This window comes from Pseudoalteromonas sp. R86517 (assembly GCF_042466295.1).
In the GTDB taxonomy this organism is placed as follows: Bacteria; Pseudomonadota; Gammaproteobacteria; order Enterobacterales; family Alteromonadaceae; genus Pseudoalteromonas; species Pseudoalteromonas atlantica.
The window spans coordinates 2,192,871-2,206,631 of record NZ_JAXHCB010000001.1 but is presented as its reverse complement, the minus strand read 5'-3'; the positions used below and the strand labels follow the sequence as shown (position 1 = coordinate 2,206,631).

Annotated in this window: 15 protein-coding genes; 6 read left to right on the top strand and 9 right to left on the bottom strand. The window is 41.1% G+C overall.

Annotated features, from left to right (window positions below):
• Both SJY38_RS09960 and yegD read left to right on the top strand, forming a co-directional pair.
• Window positions 1–843 carry a DNA ligase gene (locus SJY38_RS09960; protein ID WP_377109675.1) on the top strand — a complete coding sequence of 281 codons (843 nt, stop codon included), beginning with the start codon at window positions 1–3 and terminating at the stop codon, window positions 841–843.
• A gap of 61 nt (window positions 844–904) precedes the next feature.
• Entirely contained in the window at window positions 905–2,269 is a 1,365-nt protein-coding gene (gene yegD, locus SJY38_RS09955) for a molecular chaperone (RefSeq protein ID WP_154944780.1), read from the top strand.
• Window positions 2,270–2,280: 11 nt separating this feature from the next.
• Here yegD and SJY38_RS09950 read toward each other — a convergent pair whose 3' ends face one another.
• Genes SJY38_RS09950 through SJY38_RS09940 form a run of 3 tightly spaced genes read right to left on the bottom strand, consistent with a single transcriptional unit; the run spans window position 2,281 to window position 4,637 of the window.
• Window positions 2,281–2,745, bottom strand: coding sequence for a methylglyoxal synthase (locus tag SJY38_RS09950; protein ID WP_004587385.1), 465 nt, complete (start codon window positions 2,743–2,745; stop codon window positions 2,281–2,283).
• 60 nt (window positions 2,746–2,805) lie between these two features.
• A complete protein-coding gene (locus tag SJY38_RS09945; RefSeq protein WP_154944778.1) occupies window positions 2,806–3,447 on the bottom strand; it encodes a LysE family translocator in 642 nt (213 codons plus the stop codon).
• Complete coding sequence (locus SJY38_RS09940; RefSeq protein WP_055252998.1) at window positions 3,444–4,637, bottom strand: multidrug effflux MFS transporter; 1,194 nt, start codon at window positions 4,635–4,637, stop codon at window positions 3,444–3,446. Before SJY38_RS09940 ends, SJY38_RS09945 begins: the two co-directional genes overlap by 4 nt.
• A 183-nt stretch (window positions 4,638–4,820) precedes the next feature.
• On the opposite strand from SJY38_RS09940, the gene SJY38_RS09935 reads away from it, so the two are divergent.
• The gene (locus SJY38_RS09935) at window positions 4,821–5,294 is read left to right on the top strand and encodes a hotdog fold domain-containing protein (protein WP_029773430.1); all 474 of its coding nucleotides are present in this window, start codon (window positions 4,821–4,823) and stop codon (window positions 5,292–5,294) included.
• Between the two features lie 7 nt (window positions 5,295–5,301).
• Here SJY38_RS09935 and SJY38_RS09930 read toward each other — a convergent pair whose 3' ends face one another.
• The 3 genes from SJY38_RS09930 to SJY38_RS09920 form a co-directional block, all read right to left on the bottom strand.
• Window positions 5,302–5,793 carry a polymer-forming cytoskeletal protein gene (locus SJY38_RS09930; protein ID WP_004587381.1) on the bottom strand — a complete coding sequence of 164 codons (492 nt, stop codon included), beginning with the start codon at window positions 5,791–5,793 and terminating at the stop codon, window positions 5,302–5,304.
• Window positions 5,783–6,946, bottom strand: coding sequence for a M23 family metallopeptidase (locus tag SJY38_RS09925; protein WP_273586186.1), 1,164 nt, complete (start codon window positions 6,944–6,946; stop codon window positions 5,783–5,785). Before SJY38_RS09925 ends, SJY38_RS09930 begins: the two co-directional genes overlap by 11 nt.
• Window positions 6,947–7,084: 138 nt before the next feature.
• Complete coding sequence (locus SJY38_RS09920) at window positions 7,085–7,399, bottom strand: YebG family protein (RefSeq protein WP_024034226.1); 315 nt, start codon at window positions 7,397–7,399, stop codon at window positions 7,085–7,087.
• 345 nt (window positions 7,400–7,744) lie between these two features.
• Here SJY38_RS09920 and SJY38_RS09915 point away from each other — a divergent pair, with 345 nt between their 5' ends.
• Window positions 7,745–8,041, top strand: a complete 297-nt coding sequence (locus tag SJY38_RS09915) for a ComEA family DNA-binding protein (RefSeq protein WP_004587378.1) — start codon at window positions 7,745–7,747, stop codon at window positions 8,039–8,041.
• Window positions 8,042–8,052: 11 nt separating this feature from the next.
• Here the strand turns inward: SJY38_RS09915 and SJY38_RS09910 are convergent, their stop codons facing one another.
• Together SJY38_RS09910 and dsbB are read right to left on the bottom strand one after the other, a co-directional pair.
• Complete coding sequence (locus SJY38_RS09910; RefSeq protein ID WP_004587377.1) at window positions 8,053–8,355, bottom strand: DUF6170 family protein; 303 nt, start codon at window positions 8,353–8,355, stop codon at window positions 8,053–8,055.
• Between the two features lies 1 nt (window position 8,356).
• On the bottom strand, window positions 8,357–8,875 hold the full coding sequence (gene dsbB, locus SJY38_RS09905) for a disulfide bond formation protein DsbB (protein ID WP_004587376.1): 519 nt from the start codon (window positions 8,873–8,875) through the stop codon (window positions 8,357–8,359).
• 525 nt (window positions 8,876–9,400) lie between these two features.
• Here dsbB and fadR point away from each other — a divergent pair.
• Both fadR and SJY38_RS09895 read left to right on the top strand, forming a co-directional pair.
• Window positions 9,401–10,114, top strand: coding sequence for a fatty acid metabolism transcriptional regulator FadR (fadR, locus tag SJY38_RS09900; protein ID WP_004587375.1), 714 nt, complete (start codon window positions 9,401–9,403; stop codon window positions 10,112–10,114).
• Window positions 10,115–10,349: 235 nt separating this feature from the next.
• Window positions 10,350–10,955, top strand: coding sequence for a peroxiredoxin (locus tag SJY38_RS09895; RefSeq protein ID WP_004587374.1), 606 nt, complete (start codon window positions 10,350–10,352; stop codon window positions 10,953–10,955).
• A gap of 88 nt (window positions 10,956–11,043) precedes the next feature.
• Here the strand turns inward: SJY38_RS09895 and SJY38_RS09890 are convergent, their stop codons facing one another.
• Window positions 11,044–13,635 carry a TonB-dependent receptor gene (locus SJY38_RS09890; protein ID WP_024031815.1) on the bottom strand — a complete coding sequence of 864 codons (2,592 nt, stop codon included), beginning with the start codon at window positions 13,633–13,635 and terminating at the stop codon, window positions 11,044–11,046.
• Window positions 13,636–13,761 lie beyond the last annotated feature (126 nt).

The following is a 13,761-nucleotide window of genomic DNA, read 5'->3' as shown; positions in this document are numbered from 1 at the left end:
ATGGCTCAGCTAAAGTACTTACTTTTAATTGTCAGCTTAATTGGCTCATCGCTTGTTTTTGCGGCGCAGCCTCAGGTGTTATTGGCAAAAGTATATGATGAATCTAAACATGGCAATATTAGTGAATACCTCGTCAGTGAAAAATTTGATGGTGTAAGAGCAATATGGACGGGCGATAAATTTATTACCCGTAAAGGAAATGCGATTAACGCCCCGAGTTGGTTTACGGCGCCATTACCAAATGTTTGGTTAGATGGGGAGCTGTGGATAGCGCGCACTCAATTTTCTTTGGTCAGTGGGATTGTAAGAACTAAACGCCCCAGTAATTCAGATTGGCACGCTATACGCTATCAAATATTTGATATGCCAGACTCAACCCTTCCTTTTAGTACGCGTTATAAAAACTACCAAGCCTTGGTAAAACAAATCAATAAGCAGCATATAACTGCAGTTAAGCAACACCGCTTTACTAGCACAGCCCAATTAACAGCGTACTTTGAAGATTTAACTAAGCAAGGGGCTGAAGGGGTGATGCTGCATTTAGCCAATGCTAAACATAAAAGCGGGCGCAGTAATACATTATTAAAGTTAAAGCCCTACCTTGATGCTGAAGCGGTTGTTATTGCACATTTACCGGGTAAAGGAAAATACACCGGTATGTTAGGTGCATTAAAAGTAAAAACACCTCATGGGCAAATATTTAAAATAGGCACGGGCTTTAGTAACGAACAGCGCCAAACACCTCCGGCTATAGGTAGCACGGTAACGTATCGGTACCATGGGTTAACAAAGCATGGCTTACCACGATTTGCGAGCTTTTTAAGGGTGAGGGAGGGTCATTAGCGTTTATAATTTTGGCAAAGTATGCTAAATTGCGCGGCCTTTTTCTAATGTATGGTGAAGTATGTTTGTAGGTTTTGATTACGGTAGTTCTAATTGTGCCATGGGTGTTATGGAGCAAGAGGAAGTACAGTTAGTGCCACTTGAGCAAGGAAAACATTATTTACCTTCTACTCTTTATACGCACCATAGCGCATTAGTTGTCGACTTTGTGGCAAAGCATGTAAAAGGCACTGCCCACGAGCATGACTTTTTAACGCAGCGCCAAGCTTTATTAAATACACTCCCACGTATTAAGTCAGATCTTGATTTACAACCTACAGATGAAACGCTTTTTATTGGCCGTGAAGCCATTAGTGAATATGTGCAGTTTCCTGAAGAAGGCTACTTTGTAAAATCTCCTAAATCGTTTTTTGGTGCCACAGGCTTAAAGCAAGGGCAAATTAATTTTTTTGAAGATATTGCTACGGCAATGATTTTAAAAATAAAGCAACGCGCAGAGCTTTCACTTAAAACCCCATTGACGCAAACGGTTATTGGTCGTCCAGTTAACTTTCAGGCTGTTGGCGGTGAGCAGTCAAATCAGCAAGCTGTAGGTATTTTAGAGCGCGCAGCTAAGCGTGCGGGCTTTAAAGACGTTGAGTTTTTATACGAACCGCTTGCAGCAGGGATTGATTACGAAAGTAGTTTAGTGGAAGACCAAAAAGTGCTGGTTATTGATATTGGCGGTGGTACCAGCGATTGCTCGTTTGTACAAATGGGGCCAAGCTTTAGAGGTAACAGTGAGCGCGATAGTGACTTTTTAGCCCACAGCGGTAAGCGAGTTGGCGGGAATGACTTAGATATAGCGCTTAGTTTTCATGGTTTAATGCCATTGCTTGGTTTAGGCAGTACCTTTAAATCCGGCCTACCTTTACCAAACCAACCTTTTTGGCAAGCCTGTAAAATTAATGATGTAAATTTACAAAGTCAGTTTTATAGTGAAAGCCACTATCGAGAACTCACTGCCCAATTACGCGATGTCAGTGCACCTGCGCTTTTCAAACGCTTAATTCATCTACAGCAAAATAAACAGGGCCATCAGTTAGTACAGCAAGGTGAGGCGGCTAAAATAGCGCTTTCATCGGCAGATGCTTTTGATTGCGATCTTCGCTTTTTAGATAATGACCTTAGTAAAAACCTATCGGTTAGCGATTTAGCGGTTGCAGTAGAAAGTAGTATTAGCCAAATAGTAACGTTAGCAAAACAAGCAATTACCGATGCAGGAACCACCCCAGACGTTATTTATTTAACAGGGGGGAGTGCGCAGTCACCACTTATTAAAGCCGCGTTAAGTGAGCATTTAGGTGATATTAAAATGCTGAATGGCGATCACTTTGGTAGTGTAACGGCTGGCCTAACAAAATGGGCCAGCATGCTTTATAAGTAGCTTAAAAGGCTTTAAAGACTGATTTGTCGGGTTGCGAGGTATTTTTCGTAATCTGGCAAAGTACGTTCAAGCTCAGTGTCCATTAAGGGCGAGCTTAATAACATGTCGGCGCTGACTTCATTACAGGCCACAGGAATATTCCAAACAGCAGCTAAACGCAGTAATGCTTTAACATCAGGGTCGTGTGGTTGTGATGCCAACGGATCCCAAAAAAACACCAATACATGAATTTCGTGCTCGGCAATTTTAGCTCCTAGCTGTTGATCGCCCCCCATAGGACCACTTAATAGCTGAATAACCTCTAGCCCGGTGGTTTTTTCGATTAAATGGCCTGTGGTGCCAGTACCGTATAAGGTGTGTCTGCTTAAGGCTTCTTTGTGTTTTTCGCACCATAATTTAAGCGCGGCTTTTTTACCATCATGCGCAACTAAGGCAATATTTTTATTAGCGGGTAGCGATTGTTTTTTTTGTTCCATGCTGCATCTTATTTTGTTGAGTAACCAAGGCTTTGGTTAAGTAATACCAATTTAGTGTAATTAGTATAATAAATTAATGGCCAGTGCAATAAATACCATGCCGGTCACTCGGTCTATCCAAAGTTGGCTATGTGGGTATTTTTTGAAAAATTGCGCTATTTTGTCGCCAAAGTAAATATACGTACAGTCAATTGGGAAAGCAAAAATAGGGTAGAGCAGGCCAAAAAATGCTAATTGAAACGTTGCCGATGATAAGCTTGGGTCTACAAACTGCGGGATAAAAGCAATAAAAAACAACGCGACTTTAGGGTTTAATACCTCGGTCATCATGGCTTGAAACATGACATTTGGCTTTTTACTGGTGCTTACATGGGGCTTATCATCACTAGCGCAATCGGCGGTATTTGGCTGCGAAAAAGTGCTTTTAATCATCACAAACCCTAAATAGCACAAATAAGCCGCGCCTAAGTACTGTACTGCACTATAAGCGGTGGGCGAGGCTTTTAACACCGCGCTTAATCCAATAACAGCAAAAAATGTGTGTATTACTCCACCTAAAGCAAAGCCAAATGCGCTTTGCATACCTGCCGCTCTGCCATTGGCAAATGTTTGCGCCATTAAAAATGCGTTTGATGGTCCAGGGGCCACCGCCATTAAAAAGCTCGCTAGTAAAAATGATGCTAAAAAATCAGGGTTGATCATGTATTAACCGGGTGCAATGTATGGGCTTTTTTACTCATTAAAATTAGCCAAAGTGGTGCCAGTAACAATAAATGAAAAGCAATTAGCCAAGGTGTGCTAAGGCCTAAATATTGCGTTAAAAACACAAGCACACTAGCGCCACTCATTTGCATAGCACCAATTAAGGCAGAGGCTGTACCGGCTTGTTTTGGAAAGCGCGATAACGCCATACCAGCCGCAGAGCCTAAGCTTAGGGCAAAACCAAGTGCTGCAATTAAAATAGGTAGCATAAGCGCAATGGCCGATTCTATATGGCTAAGTGCAATCATTAATATGCCAGAGGCCACCAATACTGTAACCCCAACGCGCAGGGCTTTTTGGCTATTACGTTTAATATAAATGGGCGTAATAAAGCTGGCTACAATACTTAATACGGCATTGAGCGTAAACCAAAAAGTAAAGTCGGCAACGGTGCCCCCTAAGTGCGTAATTATCCACCCAGGTGCCAAGGTGACATACACAAGAATCGCCGACATGGCGACCATACACAGTAAGCTATTAAATAAAAATATCGGTGTTTTTAATATTGGCACAAAGCGGCGTAAGTCCAATATATGCCCTTGGTAGTGACTATCAGCAGGGCGGGTTTCTCTAAATAAGGTGAGCGTAATAACTAGGCCCGCTAACGCAAATAAGGTTAAAAACATAAAGTTCATGCGCCAGCCAAATTGCACGGTAAGCCAAGCACCTAAAATAGGCGCAAGCGCAGGAATAAAACACACTATTCCATTTAAATAGGTAATCATTTGCCCGCTGCGTTCGCTGCCGTATTTATCACGTACAATGGCAAAAGCAACAACAAACGTAGCACATGCACCTAACCCTTGCAGAGCGCGTGCAAACATTAATACAGCAAAAGAGGGCGCCATGTAGGCAAGTAAGGCTGAGCCTGCATACAAGCTAACACCTACAACCGCTACCGGCTTTCGGCCAAACTTATCAGCAAGCGGCCCTGCAATTAATTGCCCTAAACCCACAGTAAGCATAAAAATAGCCACTGTTTGCTGAACCTGCTGTTCGGTTACGTTAAATTGCGTGGCAATAGTTGGAAAAGCGGGAAGATAAATATCAATTGCCATAGGGCAAAATATTACGAGTAACGCTAAGATGAGTAATAAAATTAAGTTAGGTTTAGCGGGCTGTGTTTGCATTAGGTCTCCTTTTGCTGGCTATTTTAGGTGCCCGCTTATAAAAAAGAAAGGGCTTATGAGTGAGCCACGCTTTATTGTGATAAATATTTCATGACATTAGGATTAACAGCGCGGTGAATTGCGCTTTTTTTAACTGGTCTGATGTGTTAATTTGAATTTATAAACACAAAATGGGAAATAACAATGAGTAATAAATCAGCCCTTTTAAAAACTTGGCTTAAATTTAAACGCTTACCTTTTGGCAATTGGTTGTTTAGCAAAGCGGTATGCATAAAAGCCCCGTATTTTGGCTCAATGAAACCTTACGTACTCGATTTAAGAGAAGGGCACTGTAGCGCTGTCGTAAAAAACCGCCGTAGTGTGCATAACCATATTGGGACTATTCATGCTATTGCACAATGTAACTTAGCTGAGCTGTGTGCTGGTGTAATGGTAGATGCCACCGTGCCTTATAAAACGCATCGCTGGATCCCTAAAGGAATGACGGTACACTATTTAGCAAAGGTTGATACCGATGTAACTGCTATTGCAGAAATCGACTTGCCTCGCCAATGGGTAGATAAAGAAGATTTAGTGGTGCCAGTTAAGCTTTACAATACCCGCAATGAACTGGTGTTCACTGCAGATATTACGATGTACATAACCGAGAAAAAGTAATGAGCGCTTAATTAGATTTGGCTTTATCAGCGGCTTGCTTATTAACAAACGACAAGTCGCTATCAGCATCGTCAAGCAAAGTTTTTACTTCTTTAGCCGGCTTTAAATCTTCGCTAATAAGTTCCGGTTCTTCTTTTTCAAAGCGCTGTTTTAAGCTGCCTTCAATAATGGCTCCCGCATCAATACTTAGTGTGTCGTGAAAAACATCGCCATGTACGTGAGCGCTGCTTTGAATATTCACTTCACTTGCGTTTAGTGAGCCAATAATTTTGCCTTTTACAATGACACTTTTAGCTTCAACCACACCTTCAACAATGCCGGTAGAGCCAATTACCAAGTGCTCTGCCTTTATATCGCCATCAATTCGGCCATCTAGCTGCACTTCGCCTTGGCTGGTAAGTGTGCCAGTTAAGCGCACATCTTCAGAAATAATAGAAGGGGTATGATTTACTCTTTTTAACGTAGTTTGACTACTTGGTTGCTTTTTTTTACCGAACACGAGAAAGCGCCTTTGTTATTTTTAGAGGATTGACATGTTTGCCATCGAGTAACACTTCATAGTGTAAGTGGGTGCTGGTACTTCTGCCAGTACTGCCCATTAATCCAATTACCTCATTTTTAGCAATTGTTTGGCCTTTTTTCACTTTAATTTTATTTAAGTGGCCAAAACGGGTGACCAAGCCATTTTTGTGCTCTAGCTCGATAAAGTTACCATAGCCGCCATTTTTACCAGCGCGCAATACACGTGCATCAGCAGGGGCAAAAATTTCGGTTTTATGCCAGCCGGCTAAATCAACACCTTTGTGAAAAGCGCGGCGGTTGTTCATCGGATCTTTACGTAACCCAAAGTTGCTCGAAATATAGTATTTAGCTGCAGGCAAGGGCAGTGAGTTAGGCAGCTCTGTTAAAAAGTTTTCAAGGTTGTTAAGTAATAATAGCTTATCAACAATGGCTAAAAACTGCCCTGGTATTTTAGTTTCGTCAAATACATCTAACGGGCCACCTTGCGCACTGGTTTGTGCGCCCAGTGCTAAATGTTGTTCAAGGGCTGATTCTAAGCCTGCGCCTTTTAACATCGCTAAAATTGCATCATGGCGTTTATTAATTTGCGCATCAATAAGCGTAAAATTATGCTCGTAGTATTTATTTAAGCGCTCATAACGTGCGGCAAAAGTGATTGGCGTTAGAAGGCTAGCGTGTTTGTTTTTTGGTTCTTCATCTACAAGTGGTTCATGAAACTCGCCTTTGTCTTGATTAACAGGCGATTCAAGTTGTTCTTCTAGTTTTATTGTCTCTTTACTAATAGATGCGGGGAGGGATTCAATCATACCTTGCAAAAGTGCCTGCTTTTGCTCTAGTACAGCAAGTTGTTCTAATTGCTTAGCGTGCAGTGCTTTTTGTTCTTGGACCTGCTTTTGCCACACTTGTTGTTTATCAATTTGGCTTTGTTCTATGTCGGTAATTTTATTTGTTTGGCTATAAACACGAAAACTAGAAATACCGACCCAAGTAATAGTGCCTAAAATAAGCAGTACTGTAAAAAGCTGAAACCAAGGCGCCAAAACAACATGCTTAACTTCGCCATTTTGACGAATAAGCAACTGACGGGCTGGGAAAAATTTTTGGTAAAAAGACTTAATAAATACTGACATGGCACATAAACACTCGCTATTAACCGGATTAATGTATCAATTTCAGTCTAAAAAGCCAGAAAAAATTTGTAACTGTTCAAAAATTAATAAAAAAGGGCTGCTATTTAGTAGCAGCCCTTTATTTAAAATAGTCACAAATTAGCTAGCTTGTTGCTCATCGTTATCTTTTATTGATGCTACGTTGTCGGCTTTTTTAGCTTTAGCTGTACCTTTTGTTGTGGGCTCTTTTGCGCCTTTTAACACCGCCATAAAGTCATCTTTACTCTTTGCAATTTCAAGCGCAAGCGATTCAACCTGTTGCTCGCTCAATGGTACATCTACTTTTTCCAGCATTACTTCAAGCGATTCTGCTATATCGAGCATTTTGTCATAGGCATCCGCTTCTTTTTTAGTAGTAAACGTCATTCGCTCAACTCCGTTTCGTTCTACAACATATTTAACAACAACAGCCATGATCTCTCCTGCTTGATTGCGTGGTAATGTGGTTACTGACCCGTAGGTCACTGTTTTTATATACAGTAAATGTTTGTGTGTAAAATTGCAAGTATTCGGTGCATTTTTAGCTTGTCATCAATTTGACAAAAAAGCGTAACTTTACTTTAGTTAAGCAATCACTTGTTGTACCAGCTGCATTTTAGGTTTTCGGATTTAGGTGATTATGCACTGGAAATAATATAAGTGATGCGCGTTGCTCCTTATTTAACATTATTTCCTCAAATAAAAATTAAGCACATGTTTAAAGCCAAATTAGCCGTTTAACTATAACGCTTTGGTATAAACAAAAATAAGGAATAACAAATGAAAAATCTATTAACGCTACTTATTATTAGCTTTTTAAGCTTTAGCGCGTTTACCCACGCTAACCCTGTTGAAGATAAGCCTATGGTTGAAATGCCGCAAGCGCCGGTTATTAATATTAATAGTGCCGATTCAGAAATGCTGGCCAAGTTGCCTGGTATTGGTAAGAAAAAAGCGCAGGCTATTGTTGATTACAGGGTTGAAAATGGCGAATTTGCCCAGCTGAGCGATTTAGCTAACGTAAAAGGAATAGGTAAAAAGCTTGTAGCTAAACTAGAAGGAAAAGTGTCTTTATAATAGGCAGGGCGCTAAGCGCCCTGTGAATACTGCTCAAGTGCTTTGGCTAAATATTTTTTAGCGAAGTTTATTTCAATCGGGGTTGTTAAAAGCGGGTAACACAGGCCACCTAAAATTAAAAAGGGAATGAGTTCCCACCCTTTAAAAACAGTAAATAATAAAAACAATGGGCTGAGCAATATCAGCTTTACTATTCTTAATAACACTCTATCGGTGGCAGGTAGCATACTTAGCGCAATAGCAACAACGGCTTGTCGCTGCCTTACTTTAAGGTGCTTTAGTTCAGGCAGCTGACTGGTAAAAAACGTAAACATATTAAATAGTCTTTTTAGTAAGTAAGCGAGTGGTAACAATTACAAAAAGCGTGATAGTAAATAACGCAAATAGTATTTCCATCCATGCTGGCATACTTAATCCCGCAAATTGCCAATCGATATTACCGCAATCCCCTGTGGCTTGAAAAAAGCTTGGGATCCATTCATGCAATGGCATAAATGAAGGAAAGTTTGGCTCAAACTCACAGCTAAACGCAAAGGGATCGGTGGTTGTTTGCATTTCAATGTGCTCACGTGCAATAAAGTAACCCCACACACTTGATACACCCCACACTAAATAAGCGATAGCGCGTACTAATTTACTTTGTGGTTTAGTTGCGCCAATAATGCCTGCCCCTAATAAGCCTAATACCGCAGTTCGCTGGTAAATACACATAATGCATGGAGCAAGGCCCATCTGGTATTGAAAAAACAGTGCGGTGACTTCTAATAAAAATACAATGCCTGTAAATAGTAGCCATGGAGTACGTTGAGTAGGGAGTTGTGCTAGCCAGTTCATAAAAAATCCGCATTGAAATAAGACGTTGAATTATGTACTAGGATAAAGTAACGAGCAACAAAAAGGGTAAAAAAGCTACCGAAGTGGCTTTTTTTAAGATGAAATTAATAAGCGGTTATGGCCAATCCTATTTAGGGAAAGGTTAAGCTTAATTTGCTAAGTGAAGATGTAATATAAGATTGGTTCGCTAAAAAGGCTTGATTAAACGTTACAGTTAACAGGTAACAGGCTCTGCTGTATGCGACTTTTAAATGTACTTGTTGTCGCACACGGGAATTATTGTAGTAATGTAATGGTGAAAAAATAACAATAGCATTAATGTACCTACTATGAATAGGGTTAATTTATTTAGCAAATTAGGCCTAATTTAAGCATGTTGAATTTTATTATTTACTATTGCGAAATTTTCAGCGGTTGGTTGGCACTTATATCAACGAGTTTACTTGTTAGTTATATTTCATCTGGTACAATCTGTCAGTTATTCGTATAAAACGATGAGTTGTGATTAATTCGAGTGGGAATTGAATGAGAATTTTTAAAGCTAAAAGCCCAGCAGGATTTGCTGAAGAGTATATAGTTGAATCTATCTGGAACGGCGATTTCCCTCCAGGTTCAATTCTACCTGCAGAGCGTGAGCTTTCTGAGTTAATTGGTGTAACCAGAACAACCTTACGTGAAGTACTGCAACGTTTAGCACGCGATGGCTGGCTAACTATTCAGCACGGCAAGCCAACCAGAGTGAATAACTTTTGGGAAACATCGGGTTTAAACATACTCGAAACGCTGGCGCGCTTAGATGAAGACAAAATGCCAGAGCTGACCGATCAGTTATTATCTGCACGTACTAATATTAGTGCTATTTATACCCGTGCAGCGATAAAGCTTAACCCTGAGCGTGTTATTGAGATTTTATCAAAAAGCGATGAACTTGAAGACACTGCGCAAGCTTTTGCAGATTACGATTACAAAGTACACCACGAATTAGCTGTCGCTGGTAATAACCGCATATACGTACTTATACTTAACGGTTTTAGAGGGTTTTACTTTAAAATTGGTTGTCATTATTTCTCAGACGCAGGCACTCGCCAGTTAGCACGTCAATTTTATAAAGATCTAACAGTATTGGCTGAAAACCGTGAGCATGATGGCGCGATTTCAATGATGCGTAAGTTTGGCCATCAAACCGGTGAAATCTGGCAAAATATTAAAGGCGATATGCCTTCCGATATCATGGATTAACCCATTTTTAAAACCTGCAAATGCAGGTTTTTTTATAGGCGTAATAAAGTTTTAATATCTGTTCGGTATTTTCGATTGTGCACATCGCTAAATACGATTGTTCTTTTTTCCTTATTAAATTTAAAATGCCACGTAATTATGTGTTGGCGCTATTGTTTTTTTATTTTTAGCGCCCATATAAGTATCAGCATTGCGTATGCAATCGACAACAAACTCAAAATATTTGGAGAATAAAATGGGTGTATTAGTAGGCCGCCAGGCACCAGACTTTACCGCTGCAGCTGTACTAGGTAATGGTGAAATTGTAGATAGCTATAACCTTCATGAAACAATTAAAGGTAAAAAAGCAGTAATCTTCTTTTACCCACTAGATTTCACGTTTGTATGTCCTTCAGAACTTATCGCATTTGATAAGCGTTACGAAGAATTCCAAAAGCGTGGCGTAGAAGTAATTGGTGTTTCTATCGATTCACAATTCTCACACAACGCATGGCGTAACACTGCTGTAGCAGACGGCGGTATTGGTAAAGTTCAATACGCACTAGTTGCAGACGTTAAGCACGAAATTTGTAAAGCATACGACGTTGAGCACCCTGAAGCGGGCGTTGCATTTCGTGGCTCTTTCCTAATCGATGAGGAAGGTAACGTACGTCACCAAGTAGTGAACGACTTACCACTTGGTCGTAACATCGACGAAATGATCCGCATGGTTGACGCGCTAGCATTTCACAGCGAAAACGGCGAAGTATGTCCTGCTGGTTGGGAAGAAGGTAAAAAAGGTATGGACGCAAGCCCTGAAGGTGTTGCTAAGTTCCTATCTGAAAACGAAGGCGAGCTATAATTTAGCCCCTACGTTTTAATAAAAAAAACCGCCATATGGCGGTTTTTTTGTTTTTAGCATAGCCCATTTAATAATGGGCTATATTAAATTAAAACGAGAAGGTTACTTTAGTGTAGAAGTAACGACCACGTGGGTTGTGTACACCCGATGCATACCCGTAAAGGTCGGCATCGCCATCACCAATAGCAAATGGTGGCTCTTCGTCAAATACGTTATTTACACCAAGCGACACTTTAGTTGCATCACTTACACGGTAAGATGTTTGTAAATCTACCAGTGCTTGCGAGTCAACCATACGCGATGTATTGCTATCAAAGTCTAAATTACCGTCAAAGTCTATATCTGGGGTATCTTCAAACTCGCCTACGTAGCTAATATTTACGTTGGTATTAAATTGGCCAATTTCCCAGTTAGTAGAGAAAATCCAGCGGTGCTCTGGGTAATTGTATTCACCCGTGTAATCGCGGCCGTCTTTTTCAAACTTGTTTTGGTACGCCCATTCTAAGTTAAATTTAAGTAAGCCTAAATCATCCAGCGAATGGTTGTAATTTGCTGATAAATCAACACCTGACACTTCTTGCGAAGAGACGTTTTCAAAGGTGCTGTATATTTTTTGAATGGTGCCTAAGCTATTGCCACCACTAGGTGCTAAGCGTACACACACCGTGCTATCTTGGTTATTACACTCAGAGTTATAAATTGGGCCAAATTCTTGTTCATCAATTTTATTATCTTGGGTAATACTCCACACATCTACGCTTAAACCAAACTCAGCAGAAGGTGCCCAAATAAAGCCAACGTTCCATGATTCTGACTCTTCTGCTTCTAAGTCAGGGTTACCAGCAAATTCAATGTTGTAATCTAGTGCGTCACAATCAAGGCCAGTTGCTTCACAGCGATAAGTATCTACAAAAAACTGACTTTCTTGTGATGGACCTAAACCTACTTGTGCAAGCGATGGCGCTCTAAACCCTTGTGCCCACGAACCACGAATGGTTATTTCGTCGGTAGGTGCCCAACGTAAAGCGACTTTAGGGTTTGTTGTATTACCAAAGTCGCTGTAATCATCGTAACGTCCAGCGAGTTGTAGCTCTAGGTTTTCAGCAAGTGGGATTGAAAATTCCACATAGGCTGCGTATTGGTCGCGCTCTGCTGCAGCAGACACAGACTCAGTACCAAAAATTAAACCGCGCTGAAATTGGTCATCCGGTGTATCGGTTACATCTTCTTCACGGTATTCAATACCCGCGGCCATCATAACCACATCATCACCAAAGCTGAATGCTTCACCAGAGATGTTAGCGTCGAATGAGGTCATATGAGACTCACCGCGGCGTACTAAGCTTGTGGTAATTCTGTCAATAACTTCTGGGCTGTTATACGTGCCCCCAAATGGGTTATAGTTACCGGCATCAATCTCTTGTTGTAAAAAGTCGGTGCGAACCCAACCTTGCGAGCGATCGCCTGTTTGAAGTGATTTACTACGGCCTTTTTGAACCGCAGCTTCCCAGCTCCATTCGTTAATTTCGCCTCTTAGGCCAGCTACAAAGCGAAGCGTGTCTGATTCAATATCCCATTGGCGAGCGCCCGCATCAACCGTACGGTAACGGCCAATTTGAATATCTTCACCAAACGGGTTGTTAGGGTGGCTAGCAGGTACTGTTAAACCTGCATCTTCATCAAGTGGGGTAGGGGCACCGGCTGCAACTGAGGTATTATGCTGCACTGCCATTTCTAAAAAGCCGGTAATACCATTATCAAAATTGTATTCAAATTGAGAAATAGCACCTACGCGCTCAGACTCAGGGGCGATGTAGCCAAATGGGCCGTAATCAAATAAACAACTGCCGCTTGATGTGGCGTTTTCTGCAGGGCAATCTGGGTCAATTGTTTTTACACCATCAACATAAAAGTAGCCTGGAAAGCCACGAGAAGAGCGAAAGTCTTCGCCGCCATAAGGCGATTGATTAGCGGTGCCTAAGCTGCCCATTTCATCTGACGAAAGCGAGGTGTTTTTAAAGTAATCAATAATAATTGAGGCACTGCTTTTTTCGCTAGTTGTACCCCATACTAAACTTGCTGTTGTTTCTTCGTAATTAGGGCCATCGGTACCGCCGTAGCCTAAGTTTAGTTCAACGCCATCTATGTCTTTTTTCAAAATAACGTTGACTACGCCCGCTACTGCATCAGAGCCATAAATTGCTGATGCGCCATCTTTTAAAATATCAATGCGTTCAATCGCCGATACCGGAATACTATTAATATCGACAAATGAGTTTGTTATACCTTCGGCAAAGGCACTAATAGCCACACGGCGGCCGTTGATTAGTACCAATGTAGCATCAGCACCTAAACCACGTAGGCTGACCGCGGCAGATCCATTTGCAGTTGAATCTTGGTTGTTGCCGCGTGTTGAGAAAGTACCGCTGCCTGCCACAGGCATTCTTTCGAGGAGTTGTTGAAGGTTATCGTAACCCATGTTTTCGATATCTGCTCTGCCAATAGATTGTACTGGCGAAGGCCCTTCGATATCGGTGCGTTTTATGCGCGAACCTGTTACTTCAATGCGTTCTACTTTTTTTGCTTCTTCAGCAGCATAAGCTGTTGTTGTAAACCCTGCTGAAAGTGCGATTGTAGCACCTGCAATTATGCTAGGTGTAAATGCAATTGATTGCTTCATCCTTAAGTCCTTGTTGATATGTTATAAATTTAGTTGCTTAACAAGCGCTGACATTAATACCATGTAACTTAAGTGTTATCAATCTACACCCTTTGCGATTTTAGTATGAGTTTTTGTAGAGTGTTG

What these genes read in the sequence shown, in the direction of transcription:
- fadR (WP_004587375.1), top strand. Translation starts at nt 9,401, where the DNA reads ATGAGAATTTTTAAAGCTAAAAGCCCAGCAGGATTTGCTGAAGAGTAT.
- SJY38_RS09920 (WP_024034226.1), bottom strand. Translation starts at nt 7,399, where the DNA reads ATGGCTGTTGTTGTTAAATATGTTGTAGAACGAAACGGAGTTGAGCGA.
- SJY38_RS09895 (WP_004587374.1), top strand. Translation starts at nt 10,350, where the DNA reads ATGGGTGTATTAGTAGGCCGCCAGGCACCAGACTTTACCGCTGCAGCT.
- yegD (WP_154944780.1), top strand. Translation starts at nt 905, where the DNA reads ATGTTTGTAGGTTTTGATTACGGTAGTTCTAATTGTGCCATGGGTGTT.
- SJY38_RS09925 (WP_273586186.1), bottom strand. Translation starts at nt 6,946, where the DNA reads ATGTCAGTATTTATTAAGTCTTTTTACCAAAAATTTTTCCCAGCCCGT.
- SJY38_RS09960 (WP_377109675.1), top strand. Translation starts at nt 1, where the DNA reads ATGGCTCAGCTAAAGTACTTACTTTTAATTGTCAGCTTAATTGGCTCA.
- SJY38_RS09890 (WP_024031815.1), bottom strand. Translation starts at nt 13,635, where the DNA reads ATGAAGCAATCAATTGCATTTACACCTAGCATAATTGCAGGTGCTACA.
- SJY38_RS09950 (WP_004587385.1), bottom strand. Translation starts at nt 2,745, where the DNA reads ATGGAACAAAAAAAACAATCGCTACCCGCTAATAAAAATATTGCCTTA.
- SJY38_RS09940 (WP_055252998.1), bottom strand. Translation starts at nt 4,637, where the DNA reads ATGCAAACACAGCCCGCTAAACCTAACTTAATTTTATTACTCATCTTA.
- SJY38_RS09945 (WP_154944778.1), bottom strand. Translation starts at nt 3,447, where the DNA reads ATGATCAACCCTGATTTTTTAGCATCATTTTTACTAGCGAGCTTTTTA.
- SJY38_RS09910 (WP_004587377.1), bottom strand. Translation starts at nt 8,355, where the DNA reads ATGTTTACGTTTTTTACCAGTCAGCTGCCTGAACTAAAGCACCTTAAA.
- dsbB (WP_004587376.1), bottom strand. Translation starts at nt 8,875, where the DNA reads ATGAACTGGCTAGCACAACTCCCTACTCAACGTACTCCATGGCTACTA.
- SJY38_RS09935 (WP_029773430.1), top strand. Translation starts at nt 4,821, where the DNA reads ATGAGTAATAAATCAGCCCTTTTAAAAACTTGGCTTAAATTTAAACGC.
- SJY38_RS09915 (WP_004587378.1), top strand. Translation starts at nt 7,745, where the DNA reads ATGAAAAATCTATTAACGCTACTTATTATTAGCTTTTTAAGCTTTAGC.